This window comes from Sphingorhabdus sp., from assembly GCF_041737645.1.
Lineage (GTDB): Bacteria > Pseudomonadota > Alphaproteobacteria > Sphingomonadales > Sphingomonadaceae > Sphingorhabdus_B.
Map to the genome: position 1 here is coordinate 59,129 of NZ_JBGSRI010000054.1, position 25,400 is coordinate 84,528.

Sequence of the window (25,400 nt, forward strand, 5' to 3'; positions counted from 1 at the left end):
GCTTGCGCATCGATGACTTTTTTCTTGTGCTTTAATGCGGCGCGACTTTGCGCTTACCTGAATCTTGTGGACGTTCCAGTGGGTCGCAAGCAGCATAAAACACCTACACCACTCATGGGCGGCGTCGTGATGATAGCCGTTCTTGCCCCTGTTGCGCTTGTCTATGTTTTCTCTGGCGTATCCGATCGCTGGTTTGGCTCATTGCTCATCTGGATAGCATGTGTGACGATCATGGCATTTGTGGGCCTTGCAGACGATCGCCACACTCTCTCGCCCCGCTTGCGTTTGCTCATCTCGTTTTTGGTTTTTGCTACCGCGGCGGCAGTCGACCCAACCTTTAATGTGAGGGTGCTGGATTTTGTAACGCCCAAATTTTCGCTTGGTCTCGGGACATGGTGGCTGGCAATTATCTTCACCGTGATCTGTTGCGTCGGCCTGATCAACGCCATCAATATGGCTGACGGAAAGAACGGACTGGTGCTTGGGCTTGCGCTGGGGTGGCTAGGGATATTGTCGCTAAGGGCGGGCGACGCGCTGTTGCCGCTGATCGGCATTCTGGCCTGTTGCTTGGCGATATTGTTCGTTTTCAATATGCGCGGCCGGCTTTTTCTTGGCGACGGCGGAGCTTATGCTATTGCCACCGCACTCGGCCTGCTGTCGATCATGGTTTACAACAGTCCGGGGTTAGAAACGCTGCGCGCGATCTCTGCCGACGAACTGGTGCTTTTATTCATTATTCCCGTTTTTGATTCTTTTCGGTTAACCTTTACCCGACTCAAACAAGGAAGGTCGCCGATGTCTGCTGATCGCGACCATTTACACCATCACTTGCAAAATCGATTTGGGTGGCCAGTTGGGCTTTTGGTATATTGGTTTCTCGCATTGTCTCCTGCCGCGATGTTGATTTTGTTGCAGCGATAGTGCGAACGAGACCGAGTTTGATGGCGCCTTTTCTGTAAGGCTAATACTGCATTCTTATATTGCGCAAATTATCGCTTAAGCGCATTCTAATGCTTGGGTGGGCTGAGGTGATCGATATAAGCCAATGTACAAAATCTTAAATGACGACAACTCAGCTTTGTTCATTAAGAATTAGCTTGCTCGAAAGCTATATCCAAATTTTTTTAATGAATTCGGGCCTAGCCTAAAAAGGAGGCGAACCAGGGGGATGGCTATTTTCCAAGACAAGCCATCATTTAGATAAATTCCCTTAACGTAACACTTAAACTCACCCCACGCTTTTAATAGACCGCGTCTCTGCCAAAAGTCTGGTCCGATTGTAAAACTTAAAAGCGGTTCGGAAAGATTACTAAAACGAAAACCAGCTTTTGCCGCCCGAAACCAAAGCGCAATGTCTTCATTAAGAGAATCAGTTGGATACCCTCCTAGCTTTTCAAAAACACGTTTTCGAACACAAACGGTTGGGTGAGCAACAGGCGTACGCCAAAACATGCTGCTTTTCGCAGATTCATGGTCTTCTGGAAAACTGACTATACGTGAAAGACCGTCCTCGCATATTTCAACAATGGCAGTACCTAATATATCAACACTAGAATTTTGCTGCATAAAATCAATTTGTTTTCTTAACCTTGTGGGATGCGATACATCGTCCGAATCCATTCTGAACACTAATTGTTCAGTTTCTAAAAGCCCAATCAAATCATTAAGAACATATGCCAGGCCTCTATTGTTTTCGAAAAAAACGAGCTTAAAGAGCTGGGAATCAAATGACTTTAAGACATTCTTGATTTCTTCACTTACTGGTCCGTCCACGCCCAAGTATATATTTATTTTAATCGATGAAGAAATGCTTTGCGTTAGCAAAGAATTTATCGAGCGCCGAAGAAAATGTGGATCATCCGCTGCATATGTCGACATTATGACGGCGACGGGTCCAGTATAATCAATCATGTTTTTCCACTTAACTTAAATGTTAGTAAGTCGCACCAAATGGCACTCCAAAATAAGCTGCTCGTATAATATCTGTTGAGAAATCGGATCCAAAAGTTGGAAGTACCAATGCCATTCCAAGTAATAAATTTAGCAACTTAGCGCGTGGTGTTCCGCTTCTCAGTGCCTGATGGCCAAACAACCAGATAGAGGTGACAGTTATAACCAACATGAAAAATCTGGATCCGCTTGAGCCTCCGGAAAATATGAATAATGCAATAGCGACTAATATACCAAGGACATAGAAAAACGACATGCTATTACGCAGACCCGTCGCAGCAGCTAAAATTGCGTACACTGCAATCGCCCACCCCAGATATATAATCACACTCGTGTTTGTTTCGGTGCCCTGACGAAAAAGCTCGGCTAGCACGTTGCCGAAGAGTAGCGCTGCCAGCAAAACGAAAGATGCTAACGCAAAAATAACGGGGTAATTTTTCCGTGAACAAGCTTGCACGAAAAAATATACGAAAGAGAGGATGCCCATGGAACTGTGAATAAGGAAAGGTATCATATGCAGCGGTACGGCTCGTGAAGGTTTTGAGTTTTCAGTTAGTCGTTCGACTAACATCCATGCGGCAAAGCCGACTAACTGCCGGTGAATATTACAGATTCCAAGCAATATCATCGGGCTTAGGACTAAACAAACTATGGCGATGCCTGACAAGGACCGCCCCCTGACCGCGATCGCAACCATTACTAAAGATGCCATATCCAAAACAAATATAGCTAACCATGCATCATTAAACGATGCTGTTAGGACTTTCCCGGTTGCCCAGTATAGGGGTTCACGAAGGTTATAGTCAGACATACCAATTGCACTAAACTCCTCAACAACCCGGGTCAGATCCGACAATGGAATAGTGAGGCGAACGCCTAGCAATAGGACATAAATGTACACTGCGATCAGCAGGCCTGCATATCGTTGCGCCCAAGTCACGCCGCCACCGGTTGCGCAATTGCATCTTCGACAGCATCGGATACCATTTTTACAAAGCCCGAGATCGAGTGTCTGGAGCGAATATCAGCGCGATGCAACTCTAAGCGTTCGCGCCACTGCTGATAATCTGCGTCGTTAAAATTTTCGATGAATGAGAACAACGCGTCGCTATCAGGGAACTGCCTTAAGTCGATGAACAGCGACGGATCAATCATATCTCCAATGTCGGGAGGCCCCAAATATAACGGCATCGAACCGAAGCGGAAACAGTCAATCATCTTTTCAGTCATACAGCCTGGATATTGCGTATTCTCTACGCATAAAGTGAATTTGGAGCGCTGCATAATTTCTGCTTTGGAGTCGCACTTGCCTCTATATGAGGCCAACGGTTTCGAACGAGTCAGCAAGGGTTTTAGCCAGGATAGTCTAAACGCCACTTTCGCAAGCAAGCCTACGGGATGATCTCTTAGTTCCCATCCACCGCCGTAAAGATGAAACTTTTCACCAAATTTGCTTTCAAATAAATGAATAAGCCGATTACGCTTAATATATAGATTATATTTTGAGTATATTACAGAATTCTTGTTGGCATTTATACAAGAAACAAATATAGATCTCTCTTTCCATTGGGGCTGAAGCTCGTTATTCAACTCTCTTGGATAGCGGTACTTATCAACATTTGATTCGGAACTTTTAATGCTGTCTATTTCGAATATTTTTCTATAATTTAATTTCGGAAATAGTAAATTCTGTGGTTGAACAAAATAAGGTTCACAAATGATAAGAATCTTTTTTGATTTCCGATCTATGGAAATCTGCCTTTCAATGTGGACTTCCAAATCAAACATTTGGCTTTTATATTCAGGGTTTCCAGAAAAGAATACGTCATGACGTTGTTGAAGATGGCGAACCAGCCCGACAACGTGATCACCCAGATCTCCGCTGTTCACGTACCACTCGAGATTATTTTTGCCAAACCAGCCGCTTTTGATCAGAATGTTTGCCATAACTAATCAAGTCCACGATTTGGTAACTAAATGAGACAAACTGTTCGGCAACGCATCCGCTCTAGTGAAGATTTCGGTTTGATCATTGCGGATATAAAGGTCGTCAATGTAAGAGATGCGAAAAACAAATCTGTATCCCATAGACAGCACAAGATCTCTTATGTCCTTTTTACCCGATACCCCGAAACAATTTTCAACCAACATTATCCTAGGGCGAATTGCATTTCCCAATCCATGCAAAACGGGAATCTCTGCTCCCTCAACATCCAGCGACAAAAAATCCACATCCTGAGGCAGGCCATTTATCTCATCGAGCCTCATTACCTTGACCGATTTACCGACCATTGTAGCGCGGTCAAATAATGGCGAGTCGGACGTAAATGACAATTGGTCTTGCCAACCGTCAGTATTTTCATGTTCAAAAAACGACACTTCTCCCTTAGAGGCTCCTAATGCTACATTTTCAAACCTTGTCCTTGGCCTCTTCGATTTCCAAAGCTTTGCGTACTTCTGTAAGGGATCAAAGGCGACTCCTTCATACTTTTTCTTCAGTTCAAAGTAGTAAGTGTTGCTATTATATTCAGGGTGGTTCGCTCCTATATCGATAAAGAAACCATTTTCTTTGCCCTCTAGTAGAAAATCCAATATTTCAGGCTGGTTGTATTGCCCCGTCGATTGAGATTTTGGATACAGTACTACGGTATCTGGATATTTCAGTTTACAAGATATCTGATTTAGCATCCGACGCGTATACTGCCATCCTGTCTGCGCGATTGGTCGAAGTGATGATGGTAGCGATTTTCTTAAATTATTTTTTAAAGAACGTAGCGTCATAGTCATTGTTGTTGGTCTTTCTGACTTATCAACTGGTGATGCTTGATTAATGTAACCGGCAAAATTATCAAAACTGGGCCGATTAATTGAGCGATTCCCAGTAAAAGCAAGCTTCCGGTGGATGCCGCGACTGCCATTCCACCCACGGTTACGACAGCTGATGCGACTAAAGGAAAATTGAAAACTTCTCGCTGGGTCGATCTAAAAAATTGCCCGACGCAAGCCATATAACTGTAAATAAGCGCGCTGGCGAGAAATGGTAATAATTCTGTGCTTGAGGGAATTGATTCTGGCCATCGATCGTAAAATTGATACCGGAGTATAATGGGAAGACTGAAACATGCCACTGCCGTCAATATAGTTGCTACAAGCGTTCGACCGAGAGTCCTTTTAAACTGGCGTATAAAGCCAATGGAATCGCCTTTTGAATGGCGATTACTAGCAGCCGAAATGTGAGGTGAGCTAATTGCTGCGGCAATTACTCCAATTATTGCCGAAATTTGGCTGGCGACACCCAATGACGTTACGACCCCGTCGCTTGCAATCGTGTAGGCAATAAGCAACGGTAAACTGGAAATCGCATAGCTCGCCACCCAGGTCACTGATACCTTTCCGTGGAAACGGGAGGCCGTGACTTCATAACTACGGGCACTGGCTGAGTTTTCGCCCGCAGCTTTTATTGTATCCCAACTTAACCGGAGTAGCTCGGAGTGCCGCATCGAGTTTAGCAAAAATCCGGTCAAGATTGCTGAAGCCCACGCTACCGCAAGTGACCAAAGTTGAAGTCCAGTGTAGCTTGCAATGCCAAATGCAACAATAAATACGCTGTAATATATTGATCTAACAATAAGCACATCTGCTATTCTTCCAAAACCTTCTACTATAGATTCCAATAGTATCAGAAAAAGCCTTAGCGTATAAATAGAAAGTAACAAAGCCCAAGGAGCAAACCAAATTATAAAATTTGGAGTTTCCTGATTTAAATAGATCGTTCCAAATGCGAGCAGCATCGCCATTACGAAATATGCGATTGAAATATTTTTAAATTTAGAAAATCCAAAAAATATAATATCTGACGTATCTGATTGAATTAAATATTGTCTTCCATTGGTAAAATTGTGAGATCGTGATATGAGAATTACAATAACTTGAGAAATTCCCAATTCAAAAATAGTTTGAATTGATAAGATAGATAAAAATAGAAAGTACATTGCCTGTTGTTCGTTCGAAAAAAAGGCTATGGCAAAAAATGTTGCTAAAAACTGAGAAATAGCAAATAAGGAACGTGACATTAAAGATAAAAAACTAACGCTCAAAATAAATGATTTTGCGTTTTTTATTAAATTATTCATTATAATCCGAGGCTTTAAACCCCGCTTGCTTAATGATCATGTCACGCTGCGCGCTTTCATAATCTGCCAGAACCATTTCAGCTACGAGATCTGTAAAACTAGTATTAGGTCGCCACCCTAATTTATTCATGGCCTTATCGGAGCAGCCCAGCAGAGTTTCAACTTCTGTCGGTCGGAAGTATCGTTGATCGACCTTAACAATAATTTGGTCCGGCGTTACTGCAGTGGCTTTATTGCCGGTAACGTCGGTTACCCTAGCGACCTCGTCTATGCCGCTTCCTTCGAACCGCAGCGATATCCCCAGATTGCTCGCGGCCAGTTCGACGAATCTCCGCACACTGTGTTGTTCGCCGGTCGCAATTACAAAATCGTCTGGCGTCGCCTGCTGTAGCATTAGCCACTGCATCTCGACATAGTCACGTGCATGCCCCCAGTCACGAAGCGCCTCCATATTGCCGAGATAGAGAGTATCCTGCAAACCTAGTGCTATGCGCGCAAGTGCCCTGGTAATTTTTCGCGTAACAAAAGTTTCGCCACGAAGCGGAGACTCATGGTTAAACAGGATACCATTGCACGCATACATCCCATATGCTTCCCTGTAGTTCACCGTAATCCAATAAGCATATAATTTGGCAACGGCATAAGGGCTTCGAGGGTAAAAAGGGGTTGTCTCGCTTTGCGGGGTTTCCTGCACTAATCCGTAAAGTTCACTGGTCGATGCCTGATAAAATTTTGTTTTCTTCTCTAACCCCAGAATGCGAATTGCTTCAAGGAGTCGCAATGTTCCGATGCCGTCGGCGTTGGCGGTGTATTCTGGAGTCTCAAAGCTGACGGCGACATGGCTCATCGCTGCAAGGTTATAGATCTCATCAGGCTGGCATTGCTGGACAATGCGCAGCAAATTGGTGCTGTCGGTCAGATCGCCATAATGAAGCGTAAAGCGACTATCATCATTGACCGGGCTTTCGATCAAATGATCGATACGATCTGTGTTGAACGAGCTTGCCCGCCGCTTAACGCCGTGAACATTATAGCCTTTCGACAGCAGAAATTCGGAAAGATAAGCGCCATCCTGGCCCGTAACGCCTGTAATAAGTGCGGTTTTTCCAGTCATATTTAAAACGTTCTCAATTTTCTTTGCAAAATGGGGATTTGGAATACGCATCATATATACCGTCGCGTAGTCCGATAGATGCCTTCCAGCCTAACTCATTGATCTTACTGACATCCAGCAGTTTTCGCATGGTGCCGTCAGGTTTGCTGCGATTGAACGTGACACTGGCGTCTAAACCAACCACACTCATTACGACCTCTACCAATTCAGCGATGGTTAGATCTTTGCCCGTACCGATATTTAGCAGCGGGCCAACGTATCCTATGGTCATCAGGAAAACGCAAGCACTGGCCAAGTCATCGACATGGAGAAATTCACGCCGAGGGGTACCTGTCCCCCAAACCTCGATTTCGGGCATATTGGCAACTTTAGCTTCGTGGGCTTTTCGGATTAAAGCTGGCAGTACGTGGCTTCCTAACGGGTCATAATTGTCATTAGGCCCATATAGATTCGTTGGCATCACACTTATATATTCGCGACGATATTGTGAATTATAAGCCTCGGTCAACTTGATACCAGCTATCTTGGCGATAGCGTACGGTTCATTGGTTGGCTCGAGTGGGCCTGTCAAAAGAAACTCTTCCCTGATGGGCTGCGAACAATCTTTTGGGTAAATGCAACTCGACCCCAGAAACAAAAGCTTCTGAATGTCCGCTAAATGCGCACCATGAACTAAATTGTTTTGAATCTGAAGATTTTCATAGAGAAAATCGGCCCGCAAGGAATTGTTCACGTGAATGCCGCCGACTCGTGCCGCCGCGATAAATATAAATTCCGGTCGCTCTCGCAATAGAAATGCTTGGACCTCATTGGTATTAAGAAGATCCAACTCATCTCTAGTGCAACAAATTAGATTGTCATAGCCATCCGCTTGAAGGCGCCGCATCAATGCACTACCCACCATCCCTCGGTGACCCGCGACATATATCTTTGATTTTTTGTTCATTGCTGATGCCGGACTACTTTTCAGAGCTTGAACCATAGCCATAGCCATAGCCATAGCCGTAACCATAGCCAGCGTTCTTCTGTTTGAGTTTTGTGAGCACAACACCAAAAACATGCGCTTGAACAGATTGCAGGCGGCCAAGAGAAGCCTTTATTCCGCGGATGGCGACTCCCTCTGCTTCGGCGACGAACACGCAGCCTTCAACCGCTCGTGCTAAGAGTGGAGCGTCTGCCAAGCCTAGAATGGGTGGAGAATCAACTATTACATGCTCAAAATGCTCCATTAATTGCTTTACTAGCATAAGCATCCGATCACTACTTAGCAGTTCTGCAGCGCTAGGCGGTGCCGGTCCTGCCGCTAGCAATGTCAAGCCTTTGACATCGGTCGGTTGCAAAAGTTGCTTCCAATTATTCTCGCCTGCTAAAAAATTGCTTAGTCCAAAGTTATTCGCTTGCCCGACAAATTGATGCATCGAAGGTGATCGCATATCAGCATCGATCAGCAGAACTTTACGTCCGGTTCTTCCGAGAACGGTTGCAATAGCCAGGCTGGTCGTACTCTTTCCTTCCGCTGGCCGCGTACTTGTAACCATCAAAGCCCTTGGTACGCCATGGTCTGTGGAAAATGCGAGGTTTGATCGAATACTCAAATATGCTTCCGACAAAGCTGATTTGGCATCTCCTAACTGCTCAAGCGCCCGTTCATTCTCGACGTCTGGAACACTGCCTAACAACGGTATATGAAGCAGGCGGTTCACTTGTCCGGGATCACGAATGCCCTCGTCGACTTGATCTAGCGCAAATGTTGCGACGGCAGCAATGCCAAGCCCGGCAAGCAACGCCAGTGCTAGGTTAAGCGGCAAATTGGGCGAAGATGGCTTTTCCGGCACTTTTGCCCGGTCAACAATGGCTATGTTATTCGCACCAATACCGGCGACACCGATTTCCTTATAGCGCTGCAAAAGCCCATCGTATAACTGACGATTGGTATCCGCCTCACGTTGGTAAATGTTATAGTTGATGCTGTCGCGTTGTTGACGATCCATCCTATCTTTTAGTGTTTCCACTTGCTGCCGAAGACTGCGCTCTCGCTGCACGGCCTCTTTGAATTCTGCCGACCGACTCGTAAGCACACGGCTTTCCTCGCGAGCGATGCTTGCATCCAACACACGTAATTGTTCGGCCAGCGCTCTAGCAGTAGGATAGCCAGGCTCAAACTGCACCAATAACTTCGCATATTCAGCCGCTGCCTCAGCCCGCTTCTGCCTCAACTGTGAAATTGCGATATTTCCGAGAGCATCTGAATTGGCTCCTCCACTCAGACTTCTTGCCTTACTTTCGGCTGCAATGCGGTTTGCCGTCGCTTCGGCTAGTGCAGCATTTAGTGCTTCAAGATCACTGGAGACAAGTGTCCGCTGAACTTCGGTTTTGCCATCCGCACTCTTTGTCGTCCCGAGCGCTACGATGCCTTTCTGGGAGGCATAATTAACAACTTCACGCTCAGACATTTCAACGCGCGCACGAAGATCGGCAAGGCGACCTTCAAGGAATTTTCTTGCGTCCGCAGTTGAAGCAAAGCGACGATCCATGCTTTGTACGATAAACTGCTCTGTCCATGTATTGCTGATTTGCGACGATAACTCCGGAGACGCGCTTGAATAACTTATGTCGACGAGCGCTGAACCCCGAATAGGGGAGATTGATATATGTTTAATGATCAATTCAACAGCTTTGTTTTCACGTTTTTGCCTTTCAGCTGCACTGACTTGTTGCCCTGGCATCGATGAGAATAGGCCGTCGTCGTTCGGGTTCGTTCCATGGGCATCAAAAAAAGCATCATTGGTTCCCAAGCGTAATTGGCGAGCCACACGCTCTGCTAGTGAGCGTGCTTGCAATAGCGAATACTGGGTTTGAAAAAACTCCAAGTCGCGTCCTGTTTCCGCCGATTCAAGGCTTTCTACATTGGTCACATTTTTTTGGGCGCGGCTGATTTCGATACGGGAAGTTGAAGTGTACTGAGGTGTTGCCAACAATGTTGCAATCAGTCCCACAGTGAGCGAGGCAAACGTAATCCCCACAATTAGCCATTTCCACCGCTGCACAACTCGCCAATACTGCAACAGAACAGGGGGCGCGAGACCGCGTTCGGCCTCTTTGTCTTGAGCAATCGCGCTCAAATCAGTAGTGCCAAGCGCTGAGGTGGGGGGGTTTAACATTATTTTCCTTGTACTGGTATGAGCTTCAATCAAATTGGCTAAGCCAGTCAATTTCGCTTCTAAAATACAAGTCGGGCGGGTAACCGAAGCGCTTGAATAATGCCACAGTTTTTTCAGACAAGGCGCCGCTTTAATTGGTCTATTAATCTATATGCAGTTCCGTATAACTTTGGCAGCATATCAGCTGCCACCTCTTTCACCCTTGATTTATGGCAGAGGTTGTAAAGGCTTGTGACATCATTTTGTAGGAAAACCCATTGTTAAATCTTGTCCGCTCGGCTCTGCCATCACCTCAACTCTCGGGGCTGACATTCGTGCTTGTGATCGTTTTTCTGATGGGTGGCTCATCACGAAGCGACGTACAATCTCTAGCAATCTTGAACCCTCTAATGGTATTATGCTGCGGGGCCGCTATGTTTATGCTTGGGCGCGAACGCCTCCAAGAAAAAAAATCGCTCATTGCAAGTTTTGTACTGATTTTCATCTTAACTGGGCTCTATCTGACACCGATGCCGCAAGAGATTACTGGATTTTCTAGGGGCGCAGATGATTTCGCCCAAATTCGCGAAGCGGTGGGTGTAACGGATACCTCTCAACTTTTGGCAATATCACCCTCGATAGCCTTGCAGTCGCTCTTTTTTCTATTTGGACCCATGGCTGTGCTCCTGTTTGCCATACAGCTCAATCGGGACGAGCTAAGGCTAACCCTGCCAATTATCATTGTCGCTGGCGCAGCTTGTGGAATAATCGGAGTTCTGCAAGTGGTTGGTGGCGCTGATGGTCCATTCTATTTCTACCGGATAACGAACTATGGGAGCGCAGTTGGTCTTTTTGCAAACCGCAACCACGCCGCAGTGTTCTTAGCATGCCAATTCCCCATATTGGCTCTATTTGCTGTGATGCATCCCGTCAACACTCGAAGAACTAACAAAGCTCTCAAACCGATTACAATTGCAATCGCAGCAATCTTGGTCCCGCTTATATTGATTACTGGTTCCCGGTCTGGTTTGCTCACTGCTATCGTAGCACTGCTTGGTGGAGCGCTTTTATATGCCTCTACGAACCATCCAAATCGCGAAACCAAAAATAGGCCCTTTATGGCCCCTTTATTGGCGATTGCCTTTGTGTCTTGTCTCGTTCTTATTACGATCTTCGTTGCGCGCGCGGAGGCAATTGATCGCATATTTGAAGATACTAACGACGGAAATAGTCGTGTCGATTATTGGGCCTCAAGCCTGAATCTGTTTTGGCATTATTTTCCCTTTGGTTCAGGCCCCGGATCTTTTGTATCTGCTTTTCAGAAAAATGAGCCGGTGACCCTATTAGGACGTTTATATTTGAACAGACTTCACAACGACTGGCTAGAAACAGGGCTTACGTTTGGATTGGCCGGGATCTTTTTAATGCTGGGCGGCATTTTGTATTATTTACGACGTTCGTTTCTTTTGTGGTTTCGCATGGATGGCGCGCGATCGGCTGTTTCCCGTGGACGTATGGCGAGCATAATATTTGCGATATTAGGTATAGCCAGCTTGTCAGATTATCCCCTGCGAACGCCCGCAATGATGGGTTTTGCTGCCCTTGTCTTGCTGTGGTTTGCAGAAGCCCGCCGCGAACCTAAAGTTACCGCCGATAGCCCAGGTTAATGGGACTTTTATGGCAACATGTTGACTATCATTCCTGATTTTAGCCAAGCAGCATCGTTGTAGCGTTAGCAGCCTAGAAAGCGGGGGGCTTGGCTTCTAATGCTATCGGCTATGTTATTAGAACCCTTGTTCCATTCGTGACGCATTTCAATTGGTAGATTGCTGCCTAGCCGATGAACATAAACAACCTGTTGTAAATACTCGAGTATTACCATTTTTCGAGCAGATTATCCTGGCCATTCCCAGTCAAAATCTTTAGAGAATTCGAGAATGTAGGAACAGTTCTCAAAGGCATCTAATGGCGCGAATTGTTGAAAATGCGGACCTACAAAATCGACTTGGGCGTCTTCGGTTAGAGATCCGGAAGAAGCCTTACTGGATGATTTTGAGCGAAGGTCAGCATTTAGGCTATTATCGAGGGCGGCGGGTAAGAAAATGGGTGGTTCGTTTCCGGTACCCTGGCGGTTCACGTTCTTACCAAGAGGCGACGATTGCTGAAGCGGACGATTATGTAGACTGCGATGGCTTAAAAATCCTAAGTTTTAAGCAGGCGCAAGAAACTGCTCGCAAATGGTTCGCTGTCATTGGCCAAACCGATTATCCCAGTTCAAAGCCATATTTGGTCGCTGATGCACTAGATGATTACCTTGAGGGTTTCTCCGGAAAAGACCTCGCAAATACCCGTCGCCGGATTGAGGCGATAATTCGTCCGCAGATCGGAAGGCATGACACTGCCAAACTGACCGCTACAATCATAACGGATTGGCATTTGGCGCTTGCTAACGCACCTGCCCGCCTACGCACGGCGCCCGGTGCGGTTCAGAACTATCGCCAGACTGCTGATACGGTCGATGCTCGGCGAAGTCGCCGTTCTAGTGCCAACCGCATTCTTACTATTCTAAAGGCAGCCTTGAATGCCGCATATCGCAATGAAAAGGTTGCGGACGACAATGCATGGCGACGGGTGAGGCCTTTTGCAAAAGCAGATGCCCCGCGATTGCGATCCTTGGCGGATGACGAGACACGAAGGCTAGTGAGCGCATGCAATCCAAATTTTCGGCCAATGGTAATGGCGGCTTTGCTTACTGGCGCACGTTACTCCGAGCTTGCCGCGTTGGAAGTTCGTGACTTTGACACCCAATCGAAGTCACTCTGGTTGCGCGATACAAAATCGGGGACGCCAAGGGCGATTTATCTGGAAGCCGAGGGCTTTCGATTAGTGTCTGAGGCAATCGTTGACAAAAGTCGGACCGAACCGATTTTCCCGCGTCCCGATGGCAAGAGATGGGGCGCGGCGCATCAGATGCGGCCAATGCAAGCGGCGTACATGGCGGCGGGACTCGAACCCGTCGGTTTTCACGACTTGCGCCGGACCTACGGGGCAAGGCTAGCAAGGAAAGGCGTGCCTATGGCAGTGATCGCCGAGGCGCCGGGCCATGCCGACGAACGGATTACCCGGAAACATTATGCTCATTTGGCGCCATCCTATGTGGCGCAAACGATACGAGAAGCCGCCGCGGGGCTGGGTATCGTGCAATAGAGATTCAGGTGTCTTTTTGCAGATGTTTCCCTGTTATGGGTTGATCAGTTCCCTGTTATCCAGCAATTAATTCCCTGCTCTTTTTCTAGGGAAATTTATTAAGAAACTTAGGAATTCTGCGGCTTTCAGTGCGTTCAGCCTGCCAGAACACGAACAAAAATTGACATTTTCCCTGCTAATTCCCTGCTAGCAGGGAATTTTGCTGCTAGAATTGTTGCTCCCATTTTGCCGCGCAGCCGAATTAATGGAATTGCATTAAGGCGCGGCTGGTCCCGAGATCAGCCAATGGCCGACCATTGAATCCACAACGAAAATGCCTGTTCGGGAAGTATTGGGGATGTTTTTATCAGCCGTCTTACGCGGCGGAACCTGGTGACCCCTACGGGAATCGAACCCGTGTTTCAGCCGTGAAAGGGCCGCGTCCTAACCGCTAGACGAAGGGGCCAATCGCTTGGCGAGCCGCGCCTTTACGGATTCGATTTGCCTAGGTCAAGCCTAACATGACGCAAATTCAGTCCGCAAAGGCGATATCGTCGATATGAAGCTCTGCCTTGGGTGTTGATCCCCAATCATCGACTTTTGCGCGGCCAGTAATCCAGTATTTTTGTCCGCGTTCACCGTGTAGCAACTGTTGGCCCAGCAGGCTTTCACCCTGCCGAAATGCCATTGCCTTAAACGATGCCCCATCGTCACCCGAAACGATAGCACGCACATGGTCTTTGCCAACGACATCACATTTTACGATGCGAACAGGCCCCGTCACAATCCGAGGGCCAGGCCAGCCCATGCCATAAGGACCTGCGGTTTCCATGGCATCAATGAAGGCGGGGTTCAGGCCACGTGGAGACAATAGAGCATCGATCAGGATGGCGTTACTTGAAGATGCGCGCGCGACATCTGACTCAAGGCGCTGATCTAGCCAGTCGGATAGCGCCTCGATATTCTCCGCCTTCACAGTCAATCCTGCTGCCATCGCGTGCCCTCCGCCAGCCTCCAGCAACCCCGCTTCCCGAGCGGAAATGATAGCTGCGCCCAAATCGACCCCACTGATCGAGCGGCCGGACCCTTTGCCAACCCCATTTTCGTCCAGCGCAATGATGATCGATGGTTTGCCAGTTTTCTCCTTGATCCGCCCTGCAACTATTCCAATGACACCTGGGTGCCAGCCTTTACCTGCTATTAAAGCAACTGCCTTGTTATGTTGTCCGGGTAACATGGCCTCTGCTTCGTCCTGAACAACCGATTCAATGGCGCGACGTTCTTCGTTCAGGCGGTTCAGTTCCGACGCAATGCTGCGGGCTTCTTCCCGGTCTTCTGTGGTCAACAATCGGACTCCGAGATCCGATTTGCCTACCCGGCCGCCGGCGTTAATTCGGGGCCCCAAAGCAAAGCCAAGGTCAGAACAGACCGGCGCCCGGTTCAGGCGGCTTGCTTCGATAAGCGCAGCAAGACCGACATTACGTCGTCCGGCCATGACCTTTAACCCCTGGGCAACAAAGGCCCTGTTCAACCCGCGCAGTTGTGCAACATCGGCCACGGTGCCAAGTGCCACAATATCCAACAGTTCAATCAGCTTGGGTTCAGCACGCCTTTCAAAAAATCCACGGAGGCGCAAAACGCGAACGACTGCGGCAGCCAGAAGAAAGGCAACACCGACTGCGGCAAGGTGCCCGTGCGATGCGGCTTCGTCACTTTCATCCAGTCGATTGGGATTGACCAATGCGAAAGCCGCAGGAAGCTGCGCTGAACATTTATGATGATCGACCACGATTACTTCAAGCCCAGCCGCTTTGGCTTGGGCAAGGGCATCGTAAGCCATCGCACCGCAATCAACAGTAACAATCAAACGGCTGCCGCCTTCGCCGATCCGCACCAATGCTTCACCAGAAGGTCCATAGCCTTCCATCAGCCGGTCAGGAATATAGTGGCCTGCCTCCAACCCCAAATCACGAAGCAGGCGGATCAAGAGGGCGGCGCTGGTTGCGCCATCGACATCATAGTCACCATATATCGTGACCTGTTCCTGGGCCTCGACAGCATTTGCCAGCCGCTCCGCCGCGCAATCCATATCGCGGAATATCGAAGGATCGGGCATAAACCCGCGAATCGTGGGTTCGCGGTGACGATCAATATCTTCGCGCGGGACGCCCCGTGCCATTAGTAATTGCGTGACAAGGTCATCGGGCTGAAAGCCAGGATCGCGGGTATCCACGTCGCCGCTGCGCCATTGCCAGCGCTGGCCGAGTATCGAATGCGTGATGTTGAGAACTGATGACATGGACCTTCCCTATGCGGGGTTGCCAATGCTAGCAAGGCGACATGAAAAAGCTGCTCATCATTTGGCATAGCCAAACCGGCGGATCCCAAGCTTTGGCACAAGCGGCTGCCGAAGGAGCGGCCACTTTTGAACTAACAGAGACAGAATCGCTGCCTGCTGACGCTGCACAACCAGCACATATGCTTGAATCAGATGCATATCTTTTTGTTTTCCCGGAAAATCTGGCGGCCATTAGCGGCGTAATGAAGGCGTTTTTCGACCGGTGCTATTATCCGTGCCTCGGCAAGATTGAGGGACGACCTTATGCTATAATGGTGTGTGCGGGTTCCGACGGCAGCAATGCCGCCCGGCAAGCCGAGCGTATCGTGACCGGATGGCGGCTCAGGAAAATAGCGGACACTTTTATAGTCTGCACCAACGCGCAAACCGAAGCGGCCATATTAGGTCCCAAAAAGATTTCGCAAGCAGATTTACAGCAAGTCCATGATACCGGCGCGCGGATGGCGGCCGGGGTTGCCTTGGGCATTTTCTAACCTGCGATATTCCCCCGGCCATGTTCGCTTTTTACCCGGCGCACAGTGCCGCTTGACGCCCGCATGACGATGGTTTCGGTCGTGATGCGACCATCTCTGAGTGTCTTTACGCCATCAAGTAAAGACCCGTCAGTCACGCCGGTCGCCGCAAATATGCAGTCGCCTTTCGCCAATTCCTCAAGATCGTAAATCTTGTCCAGATCTTCGATACCCCATTTGCGCGCACGTTTGCGTTCATCATCGTTACGGAACAGCAGGCGGCCCTTGAACTGACCCCCGACGCAGCGCAGCGCAGCCGCAGCGAGCACACCTTCCGGGGCGCCGCCGGTACCCATATAAATATCGACGGTGGTGTCGGGATTTGCGGTTGCAATAACGCCAGCAACATCGCCATCGGGGATTAGCATGACGCCGCAACCCAACGCGCGCAACTCGGCGATAAGTTTTTCGTGACGTGGGCGATCAAGAACGCAAACGATCAGTTCGCTGGGTTCTACGCCCTTTTCATTTGCAACGGCCGTTACATTTTCGGTGACCGTACGGTCCAGATTGACAATATCCTTGGAATAGCCTGGGCCTACCGCAATTTTGTCCATGTAAACATCGGGGGCATTCAAAAGATTGCCTTCTTCCGCAACCGCCAGAACGGCCAGTGCATTCGGCCCGGCCTTCGCCGTGATCGTTGTCCCCTCGAGAGGATCAAGCGCAATATCAATGCGCGGGCCTTTGCCAATGGCCGATCCTACTTTTTCCCCGATGAAAAGCATTGGTGCCTCGTCGCGCTCGCCTTCGCCAATGACGACGGTACCGTCCATGTAAAGCCCGTTCAGGGCGGCACGCATAGCCTCGACCGCTGCAGCGTCAGCCGCCTTTTCATCGCCTCGCCCAATCAGTTTCGCCGCTGCAATCGCGGCTGCTTCAGTTACACGGACCATTTCGAGAACGAGCACTCGGTCGAGGATTTGGCTTGCTGCCGTCATTGGGTGTTCCTAGCTATTTTAAGTTCGCGGTTCGTGTTGAATGAAAATCTGGTTTCGGGCTTTGGCAGGTCCGGATTGCATTTTCGTTAAGGAGGGCGCAGGCAAATGTCGAGGTGGCTTGTCGCCGCACTGGAAAGATACGAACATATTGGTTCATTCTTCCAATATGTGCATGACCATCGGTTCGCCCATCAGGCTGTCCGATGTTGAGAGCGTTTCGAGTGTGTCATTTATGGCGAGCTCCGGGCCTGCGTGGGTAACCATTGCAATAAGGGCTGATCCATCATCGCTGGTTTCTGTCTGGATCAGGCTTTCAATGGACAAGCCCGCATCCCGCATGGCGGCCGTGATTTCAGCCAAAACGCCGACACGGTCAGCAACAATCATTCGGACATAGGTTTTCCCGATGCGATGGGCGGAGGCCGCACGCGGCATTTTTTCCAGTTCGGACGATGGCATCGAAAAAGCGGGGCCGGTTTCCTTGCGGGCGATGTCCACAAGATCTGCAACCACAGCAGATGCGGTAGGCCGGTCGCCTGCGCCTGCGCCTTGAAACAGCAAGCGGCCAGAAAAATTCCCTTCCGCCACCACTGCATTGGTCGCCCCAATTACATGGGCGAGCGGATGTATAAGCGGTACAAGGCAAGGCTGGACGCGCTGGAAAATTTCGGCAGAGCCATTTTCTCCTTCAATTTCGGCGAGCCCGATAAGGCGTATGCGATAACCTAGCGCTTTGGCCTGCGCGATATCGGCGGCAAGGATTTTACGGATACCGCGGGTCTCCACGCCACCAAAATCAATTTGCGAGCCAAAACTCAACGATGCCAGGATCGACAATTTATGCGCGGCGTCGATACCGTCAATGTCGAAACCGGGGTCGGCTTCGGCAAATCCCTTGGCCTGGGCATCGGCCAGCACCTCGTTGAAATCCAGGCCTTCCTTTTCCATCGTCGATAAAATGAAATTGCAGGTACCGTTCAAAATTCCATAGACGCGGTCGATTCGGTTTGCGGACGCACCATCACGCAACCCCTGGATTACAGGTATACCGCCTGCGACAGCCGCCTCGAATTTCAGGGCCGCATTTTTGTTTTCGGCAAGCGCCGCAAGCTCGGCTCCGTGATGGGCTATCATAGCCTTGTTCGCGGTCACCAAGGCCCGCCCATTCGACAAAGTTTCGCGCGCAAGGGTAAGCGCCGGGCCGTCCGAGCCGCCGATCAGTTCAACGACGACATCAATATCGCTTGCGGTTGCAAATTCCCCCATATCATCAACCCAGCGATAAGGTGCCAGATCTACGCCCCGGTCTTTTGAACGGTCGCGTGCCGTGACAGCGACAATTTCAATCGCCCGCCCCGAACGGCGTGCAATCAGCGGGCCGTTTTCCTCAATCAACTGGATAACGCCGGTGCCTACAGTACCAAGACCGGCGAGCGCAATACGAAGGGGGGAGGACATAATATTAACCGGGCTTTCTGCTAAATTGAGAGCATTGCCCGTGCGCTTAAGCGTTTCGGGAAGGAAATACCAGCCCAAGCTTGCCGCAACTGTGGCACCGCACTATAGGCGGCGCATGAATAATTCCCCTACCTTGCTGGTCCTGGCCGGCAAACGTGACGGTAAGCTTGACCCGATGGCCGCCGAGGCTGGCGTCAGTCATAAGTGCCGTATTCCAATTTGTGGCAAGGCGTTGCTGCAATGGGTATTGGAAGCCGCAATACCGGCCTTTCCTGACACCAAAATACTTGTTTCGATCCATGATCCGATGGTTATTGCCGACCTCCCGGCTGTTATAGAACTGGAAAAGGCAGGCCGTCTGATGATCTGTCAGGCGCAAGCGGGGATTGTGGAAAGTGTCGAATATGCCGCCAAACAGGCCGGTGACAGCGCTTGGCCAATGGTAATCACTACAGCAGATAATGTTCTGGTAACCTCAGAATTGATGCGCGACGTCCATTCTGAAGCCTTGGCAGGTGACGGGGATGCGGTCATTGTGTTGTCCACGCGCGAAGCCATTCAGGCAGCGCATCCCGAAGGGCAACGCAGATTCTATGAATTTTCCGATGCCGCCATTTCCAACTGCAACCTTTTCTGGCTCCGCAATGCCTCGGCACTCAAAGCGGCTGAAGCATTCCGGCAGGGCGGACAATTCATCAAAACAAAAGGCCGCATTGCAAAAGCCTTCGGAATCATCAACCTGATCCGTTTTCGGCTTGGCTGGTGGAAACTGGATACGGCGTTCAAGGCCATATCGAGGGCGCTCGGTGCGCGCGTTGTGCCTTATATGGAGGCTGATGGGGCTTATGCCGTCGATGTCGACAATCCACGCACTTATGCCATTGCCGAGATTTTGTTGAAACAGCGAAAATTATAGGATCAGAGCATAGGATCAGGACCCTAATTGATGATCTTCACTTCGGCCTTCCAGATCGGGATCCAATCCAGTGAGCCCCGGCATTCTCCCATAAAGGCCGCGCTTGTTAAGCGGAAGGTGCTGCCGTCCCAGACCCAGCTTTCCGACGATCCGCAATCGCCGAGTCCACGGCCCTTGGAATAGCTGTTGATGGTCTGCTTGGCAGCGTCCCAATCTGCGTTCACCAAAAGCGGAATTTTGCTTTCTTCGCTGAAGCCTGTGGCCCCATAGTCAAATGTTGCCGGTTCGAATTTCCATTTTCCCGCATTGTCGCGCCGACCCACATAAACACCCGATGAAAAATTATAGGCACCCGCGCCACAATTGAGCATGACCAAGGCGAGCGGCCCTTGCACGTCAGCTCCAAGACTGTAAGCTGTATCTTCTGTCGAACCCAAACGTTCTTCTGAGCACGGGCTGCCCTCGGACAGCGCGACGAGAGCAGTTGCATCGGGTAACATATCGGTGGGCAACATTTTGCGGATTTGGAGCACCGGATAAGCGGCCTTTTTTGCAGACGCCTTTTTTGCACCAAAGGCTACAGCGGCTCCCCGCGAACCGGCACGGCCCTGTTCCGCATCAATATATCGCAATGCGGCGGAAACACCGGATAGAGATGCCATTCCCAGATTCGCGCCGCTGCCATCAACCAACCGGAGTGACCGACCGTTTGCCATTGCCCGGGCGATTTTCAGGCTTTCTGTGCCTTCAATTTTGATCGCCTCGCTGCCGGTGGGCACGGAGCCGCTGTGGACTGCTTTGCCGTCGATTATGACGCGATATCGATTTGCTTTTGCGGCAAAACCGCCAACTTCGATGGCCAAAGGCGCCTGCACTCCGGACGATCTCGTGATGACCACAGATAAGCCGTCATCCCAAGGTCCATCGGGCAACAGTGCTACGGCTTGACAAGAGAGGCCATTATCGCAACCGACGCTCCAATCTTTGAAATTGGAGATTTTTCCGGGTGTCGGTGATGCGCCGTAAGCGGCGATTGCGGTCGCTGAAAACAGCCATATTGATGCGAAAATTGCCCGGCACATGGCCACAGGCTAGCGCTTTTATTGTGCCTAAGCTAGGGGCTTTTGAACTCAGTACAAATGGAGATTATCATGCGCGCAGTGGGGATTATCGGGGCCGGTCAAATGGGCGCAGGCATTGCCCAGGTTAGCGCCGGTGCGGGCTATCATGTTTATCTGTCCGACATTGACCTGACGCGGGCGCAAGCTGGCAAGGCCGGTATTGAAAAGGCGCTGTCCAAACTGGTCGACAAAGGAAAAATGGCCCGGGAGGCGGCTGATATGTTACTCTCACGCATCGAACCTGTGGCCAGCTATGTCCCGATGGCCGAAGCGGGATTGATCATCGAAGCGGCAACCGAACGGGAGGACATTAAGCGCAAGATATTCGAATCAGTTGCTGAAATCCTAGACAAAAATGCGGTTCTGGCGTCAAATACTTCGTCTATTCCCATAACCCGCCTGGCCCAATCTTCACCAGATCCTGCACGTTTTATCGGTGTTCATTTTTTCAACCCCGTTCCTGTTATGGGGCTGATTGAAATCATTCGCGGCCTTGGGACAACGGACGCGACTGTAGGCATTGTACGCAGTTATGGCGAGGGGCTGGGCAAGCAATTGGTGTTTGCCAATGATTCGCCGGGGTTCATCGTCAACCGCATTTTGATGCCCATGATAAATGAAGCATGCTTCGCCTTGGGTGAGGGCGTTGCGACAATTCGCGATATCGATACCGCCTGTCAGCTTGGCTTGAATCACCCTATGGGTCCATTAACGCTGGCGGATTTTATCGGCCTCGATACCTGCCTTGAAATCACCAATGTTCTTTTCAAAACAACCGGCGATCCGAAATTCCGTCCGGCTCCGTTGCTGCAAAAATATGTCGAGGCAGGCTGGTATGGCCGCAAAGCAAAACGGGGCTTTTATGATTATTCGGGCGAAGTTCCGGTGCCAACCCGCTAGGTCCTGACCCTAAGGTCAGGCCAATGTTTTGAATGCCGAATCAAGATCAGCGATCAGGTCGTCGCAGTCCTCCAACCCGATTTGCAACCGGATGAGCGCACGGTTCTTTTCCCACGGAACTTCGGTACGACAGGTCTCTGGATGGACTGGCAATGCAAGGCTTTCAAACCCGCCCCAGCTATAACCGATACCGAACAGTTCGAGGGCGTCGACAAATTGGGCGGCATTTTCTTTGGTGCCATTCAAGACGAATGAAAATAGCCCGGAAGAGCCGCTAAAATCCCGCTTCCATATTTCATGGCCGGGGCATTCGGGAAGGGCGGGATGTAGTACAAGGTCAACTTCGGATCGGTCCTGCAACCAATATGCGATTTTCAGGGCAGATGCTTCATGTGCCTTCATACGCACCGCAAGCGTTCGAAGCCCGCGACTGGCAAGATAGGCGTCGTCAGGAGATACGACTTGGCCCAATTGTTGGGCCGTTTGGCGCAATCCTCTCCAAAACCGCGAATGTGTCGTCACGCTGCCCATCATAACGTCGCTGTGACCGACGATATATTTGGTGGCTGCCATGATTGCCATATCCACACCCTTGTCGAGCGCGGTGTAAAAGAAAGGTGTTGCCCAAGTGTTGTCGAGTAAACTGACAACGCCGCGCTTTTTGGCCTCCGCGCAAATGGCGGGGACATCTTGCACTTCAAAAGTCAGGCTGCCCGGCGTTTCGAGCAAAATGGCCTTTGTCTTTTCACAGAAAAGTGCGGCGATGTCGGCGGTTAGCGGATTGAAATAACGGGTTTCAACGCCCATTCTTTTCAAAAATCCGTCGGCGAATGCCCGGCTGGGGTCATAAGCATTGTCGGTCATTAAAAGCACATCGCCTGGCCGCAATATGGAAAGCAGTGCACACGAAATCGCGGCCACACCTGACGGGTATAGCATTGTTCCGGTTGCACCCGGCTCCATCTCGGTCAACGCATCGGCCAGCGACCATTGGGTCGGCGAGCCGCGGCGACCATAAAAAAAGCGGCCGTCTTCATTACCGTTTTTACCGGCGTCCAAAGCAGCTACATCGTCATAAAGATGGGTACTGGCCCGCCAGACCGGAACATTCACAACTGGTCCAGTCAGGGCTTTTTTGCGCCCACCTGTGATGATTTGGGTCGATTTATTGCGTGGCTTTTCCGGATTCAAGCCGCACCCGTTTCCTTTGGTGTATCCTTATCCAAACCCCATTCGGACCAACTGCCATCGTACAAGGCGACGTCTTTCTTGCCGGTTAGCCGTGCGCCAAACAACACCACTGCGGCGGTCATGCCTGACCCGCACGTGGTAATCATTGGCTTGTCAAGATTAACGCCGGCTTGGGTATAGGCTGCAACCAGTTCGTCGCCTCGCTTCCAAGTGCCGTCGGAATTATACAGATTTCCGAAGGGCAGATTACGGCTACCTGGAATATGGCCAGACGCCATTTCGGGGCGTGGCTCGGCTTCTTCTCCGGTGAAGCGGCCTGCACCCCGTGCGTCGACGACTTCAGCACTTTTGCTGTGTAGATTTGATAGCAAATCGGCTTTACTTTTTACCGCCTGCTTGTCTTTCCATACGGTGAAGTGACGGTGACGCAGCGACGGTTTGCCGGTTTCAAGTGCGCGGCCTTCGGCTTTCCATTTCGCAATGCCACCATCTAGTATCGCGACATCATGGGCACCGAACAGGGTCAGCATCCACCATGCACGGGATGCAGATTTGAACGGGCTGTCGTCATAAACGACAATTCGGCTTCCGTCGCCAAGTCCCAAAGACTGCATCCGGCTGGCAAATTTTTCGGCCGGGGGCAGGCTGTTAGGCAGCGCATTATTGGCATCCGCAAGCTCCTCCAGATCCATGAAAACAGCAGAAGGAATATGCCCGCCTTCATATTCAGCCTGCGCGTTACGTCCCGCATCCGGCATGAACCATGTCGCGTCGACTATACGCAAATCGGAGGCACCGATTTCTTTTGCCAACCATTCGGTGCTTACTAATAACTCCATTTTATATGTCCTAGCCCGCTGTTCTTGATTCTTGTGCGGCGCAAGATAAGGCGGTTTTGCAATCTAGCCAAGTGTTTCCAGAAACTTCGCTGCGTCACTTCGCAAGGCTGCTTGGTCGGCGTCGGTCATCCGGCCCCAGTTTTTATACGGCATTGCCATACGCGGGTTGGCGCTCAGCATAGGCGCATTGCGTGCGACAAAGTCCCAATACAGCGCGTTGAACGGGCAAGCGTCAGGTCCCGTCCGCTGTTTGACGTCATAGCGGCATGACCGGCAATAGTCCGACATCCGGTTGATATAGGCGCCGCTGGAGGCATAAGGCTTTGATGCCAGCATCCCGCCGTCCGCAAATTGGCTCATTCCCAACGTATTTGGTAATTCGACCCATTCATAGGCGTCGGCGTAAACCGCCAAATACCATTGATGTACCTCGACCGGATTGATTCCCGCCAACAGCGCAAAGTTTCCGGTTATCATCAGCCGTTGGATATGGTGGGCATAGGCGTAATCCAGCGTTTGACCGATTGATTGCGCCATACAATGCATATCGGTTTTGCCCGTCCAGTAAAAATCCGGCAGTGGCCGCGACGCGCCTAGTGCGTTGCGGTTCACATAATCAGGCCCCGCAAACCAATAGATGCCTCGCACATATTCGCGCCAGCCGATAACCTGCCTGATAAAGCCTTCCGCGGCATTTAACGGGACCAGCCCCTCCCGGTATCGCGCCTCGACATTGCGACAGAGCTCCAGCGGATCCAGCAGACCAGAGTTGATATATGGCGACAAGATGGAATGCCAAAGAAATGGCTCGTCAGTCAGCATTGCATCCTGATAATCCCCGAAATGGGGCAAAGCCACATCCAGGAAATGTGTCTGTTGCCGAAGGGCGTCGGCGCGGGTTACTGCAAATCCGAAATTTACGGTGTACCCGATATGGTTGCCAAAGCGGGTTGTAACCATGTCGATGACGTCTTGGGTTAGGACGTCGGGCGGGAAATGCAGCGGTTTTGGAATCTGATGGTCGCGCTTTGCCGGTTTACGGTTTTCTGTATCATAGTTCCATTGTCCGCCTTCGGGCTTGTCCTTATTCATCAACAGGCCGGTTTTGCGTCGCATTTCGCGGTAGAAAAACTCCATCCGTAATTGCTTGCGGTCTGCGGCCCAGATTTCGAATTCGGTGTGCGATGCGATAAAACGTGTGTCGGCTGTTATCTCCACCGGAATTTCGAAACGGTCCCCCCAACTGTCGAGCATTGCCTTTACCCGCCATTCTCCCGCTTCAGTGATCCGGATTTTGTGGGGGCGATGCTTCTCGATTGCGCGCACTACTTCGCCGGTGAAGTTGCCGCAATTTTGCGGATCTTCCAGGCAGACATAGTCTACTTGCCACCCTTGGCTCTCCAAATCGCGGGCGTGGTGGCGCATCGCGGACAGGATGTAAGAAAGCTTTGCCTTGTGATGGGGCACATAGGCGGTTTCTTCTGCCACTTCGACCATCAGCAAAATAGCCTGGCCTTTGTCCTGCCCCGAAAGCGAAGATATCTGGTGGCTGAGCTGATCGCCCAAAATGGGAATTAGTGTTTTCATATATGCAGATAGCCACTGAACCCGTTGTGAAGCGATACAGGCAATGTAGTGTA

21 protein-coding genes and 1 tRNA gene are annotated in these 25,400 nt (G+C 50.2%); 6 read left to right on the forward strand and 16 right to left on the reverse strand.

Annotated features, from left to right (window positions below; all coding sequences use genetic code 11):
- Positions 1 to 66: 66 nt before the first annotated feature.
- The gene (locus ACEW72_RS10320) at positions 67 to 921 is read left to right on the forward strand and encodes an MraY family glycosyltransferase (RefSeq protein WP_373476296.1); all 855 of its coding nucleotides are present in this window, start codon (positions 67 to 69) and stop codon (positions 919 to 921) included.
- Between the two features lie 171 nt (positions 922 to 1,092).
- Here the strand turns inward: ACEW72_RS10320 and ACEW72_RS10325 are convergent, their stop codons facing one another.
- From ACEW72_RS10325 to ACEW72_RS10360, 8 genes are read right to left on the reverse strand one after another with little or no spacing between them, the layout of a single operon-like run.
- Complete coding sequence (locus tag ACEW72_RS10325) at positions 1,093 to 1,911, reverse strand: glycosyltransferase (RefSeq protein ID WP_373476297.1); 819 nt, start codon at positions 1,909 to 1,911, stop codon at positions 1,093 to 1,095.
- 22 nt (positions 1,912 to 1,933) lie between these two features.
- On the reverse strand, positions 1,934 to 2,890 hold the full coding sequence (locus ACEW72_RS10330) for a hypothetical protein (protein ID WP_373476298.1): 957 nt from the start codon (positions 2,888 to 2,890) through the stop codon (positions 1,934 to 1,936).
- Positions 2,887 to 3,897 carry a glycosyltransferase family 10 domain-containing protein gene (locus ACEW72_RS10335; RefSeq protein ID WP_373476299.1) on the reverse strand — a complete coding sequence of 337 codons (1,011 nt, stop codon included), beginning with the start codon at positions 3,895 to 3,897 and terminating at the stop codon, positions 2,887 to 2,889. The genes ACEW72_RS10330 and ACEW72_RS10335 overlap by 4 nt, the downstream gene beginning before the upstream one ends.
- Positions 3,898 to 3,903: 6 nt before the next feature.
- Positions 3,904 to 4,737: an FkbM family methyltransferase gene (locus ACEW72_RS10340; RefSeq protein ID WP_373476300.1), complete on the reverse strand. Its 834-nt coding sequence runs from the start codon at positions 4,735 to 4,737 to the stop codon at positions 3,904 to 3,906.
- On the reverse strand, positions 4,734 to 6,083 hold the full coding sequence (locus ACEW72_RS10345; protein ID WP_373476301.1) for a hypothetical protein: 1,350 nt from the start codon (positions 6,081 to 6,083) through the stop codon (positions 4,734 to 4,736). Before ACEW72_RS10345 ends, ACEW72_RS10340 begins: the two co-directional genes overlap by 4 nt.
- Positions 6,076 to 7,248 carry a GDP-mannose 4,6-dehydratase gene (gene gmd / locus ACEW72_RS10350; RefSeq protein WP_373476328.1) on the reverse strand — a complete coding sequence of 391 codons (1,173 nt, stop codon included), beginning with the start codon at positions 7,246 to 7,248 and terminating at the stop codon, positions 6,076 to 6,078. The genes ACEW72_RS10345 and gmd overlap by 8 nt, the downstream gene beginning before the upstream one ends.
- A complete protein-coding gene (locus ACEW72_RS10355; protein WP_373476302.1) occupies positions 7,211 to 8,191 on the reverse strand; it encodes a GDP-L-fucose synthase family protein in 981 nt (326 codons plus the stop codon). The genes gmd and ACEW72_RS10355 overlap by 38 nt, the downstream gene beginning before the upstream one ends.
- The gene (locus ACEW72_RS10360) at positions 8,157 to 10,358 is read right to left on the reverse strand and encodes a GumC family protein (RefSeq protein WP_373476303.1); all 2,202 of its coding nucleotides are present in this window, start codon (positions 10,356 to 10,358) and stop codon (positions 8,157 to 8,159) included. Before ACEW72_RS10360 ends, ACEW72_RS10355 begins: the two co-directional genes overlap by 35 nt.
- A 413-nt stretch (positions 10,359 to 10,771) precedes the next feature.
- On the opposite strand from ACEW72_RS10360, the gene ACEW72_RS10365 reads away from it, so the two are divergent.
- Together ACEW72_RS10365 and ACEW72_RS10370 are read left to right on the forward strand one after the other, a co-directional pair.
- Positions 10,772 to 12,004 (forward strand): O-antigen ligase family protein, encoded by a 1,233-nt coding sequence (locus ACEW72_RS10365; protein ID WP_373476304.1) that lies wholly within the window; start codon positions 10,772 to 10,774, stop codon positions 12,002 to 12,004.
- A gap of 298 nt (positions 12,005 to 12,302) precedes the next feature.
- A complete protein-coding gene (locus ACEW72_RS10370; RefSeq protein WP_373476305.1) occupies positions 12,303 to 13,544 on the forward strand; it encodes a tyrosine-type recombinase/integrase in 1,242 nt (413 codons plus the stop codon).
- Positions 13,545 to 13,914: 370 nt separating this feature from the next.
- Here ACEW72_RS10370 and ACEW72_RS10375 read toward each other — a convergent pair.
- Both ACEW72_RS10375 and recJ read right to left on the reverse strand, forming a co-directional pair.
- Positions 13,915 to 13,989 (reverse strand) — tRNA-Glu (locus ACEW72_RS10375).
- A gap of 66 nt (positions 13,990 to 14,055) precedes the next feature.
- Positions 14,056 to 15,822 (reverse strand): single-stranded-DNA-specific exonuclease RecJ, encoded by a 1,767-nt coding sequence (gene recJ, locus ACEW72_RS10380; protein WP_373476306.1) that lies wholly within the window; start codon positions 15,820 to 15,822, stop codon positions 14,056 to 14,058.
- Positions 15,823 to 15,863: 41 nt separating this feature from the next.
- Here recJ and ACEW72_RS10385 point away from each other — a divergent pair, with 41 nt between their 5' ends.
- Positions 15,864 to 16,355 (forward strand): flavodoxin family protein, encoded by a 492-nt coding sequence (locus ACEW72_RS10385; protein WP_373476307.1) that lies wholly within the window; start codon positions 15,864 to 15,866, stop codon positions 16,353 to 16,355.
- Here ACEW72_RS10385 and glpX read toward each other — a convergent pair.
- Positions 16,352 to 17,335: a class II fructose-bisphosphatase gene (glpX, locus tag ACEW72_RS10390; RefSeq protein ID WP_373476308.1), complete on the reverse strand. Its 984-nt coding sequence runs from the start codon at positions 17,333 to 17,335 to the stop codon at positions 16,352 to 16,354. The genes ACEW72_RS10385 and glpX overlap by 4 nt on opposite strands.
- Positions 17,336 to 17,488: 153 nt before the next feature.
- Entirely contained in the window at positions 17,489 to 18,793 is a 1,305-nt protein-coding gene (locus ACEW72_RS10395; RefSeq protein WP_373476309.1) for a homoserine dehydrogenase, read from the reverse strand.
- Between the two features lie 115 nt (positions 18,794 to 18,908).
- Between ACEW72_RS10395 and ACEW72_RS10400 the strand changes: the two genes are divergently transcribed.
- On the forward strand, positions 18,909 to 19,709 hold the full coding sequence (locus tag ACEW72_RS10400; protein WP_373476310.1) for an NTP transferase domain-containing protein: 801 nt from the start codon (positions 18,909 to 18,911) through the stop codon (positions 19,707 to 19,709).
- A 23-nt stretch (positions 19,710 to 19,732) separates the two neighbouring features.
- Here the strand turns inward: ACEW72_RS10400 and ACEW72_RS10405 are convergent, their stop codons facing one another.
- On the reverse strand, positions 19,733 to 20,791 hold the full coding sequence (locus ACEW72_RS10405; protein WP_373476311.1) for a DUF1176 domain-containing protein: 1,059 nt from the start codon (positions 20,789 to 20,791) through the stop codon (positions 19,733 to 19,735).
- Positions 20,792 to 20,860: 69 nt separating this feature from the next.
- Between ACEW72_RS10405 and ACEW72_RS10410 the strand changes: the two genes are divergently transcribed.
- Positions 20,861 to 21,730, forward strand: a complete 870-nt coding sequence (locus ACEW72_RS10410; RefSeq protein WP_373476329.1) for a 3-hydroxyacyl-CoA dehydrogenase NAD-binding domain-containing protein — start codon at positions 20,861 to 20,863, stop codon at positions 21,728 to 21,730.
- 15 nt (positions 21,731 to 21,745) lie between these two features.
- Here ACEW72_RS10410 and metC read toward each other — a convergent pair whose 3' ends face one another.
- The 3 genes from metC to ACEW72_RS10425 form a co-directional block, all read right to left on the reverse strand.
- Complete coding sequence (gene metC, locus ACEW72_RS10415; RefSeq protein ID WP_373476312.1) at positions 21,746 to 22,921, reverse strand: cystathionine beta-lyase; 1,176 nt, start codon at positions 22,919 to 22,921, stop codon at positions 21,746 to 21,748.
- Entirely contained in the window at positions 22,918 to 23,760 is an 843-nt protein-coding gene (gene sseA, locus ACEW72_RS10420; protein WP_373476313.1) for a 3-mercaptopyruvate sulfurtransferase, read from the reverse strand. Before sseA ends, metC begins: the two co-directional genes overlap by 4 nt.
- Before the next feature lie 63 nt (positions 23,761 to 23,823).
- Positions 23,824 to 25,347 (reverse strand): cryptochrome/photolyase family protein, encoded by a 1,524-nt coding sequence (locus ACEW72_RS10425; RefSeq protein ID WP_373476314.1) that lies wholly within the window; start codon positions 25,345 to 25,347, stop codon positions 23,824 to 23,826.
- Between the last annotated feature and the right edge of the window lie 53 nt (positions 25,348 to 25,400).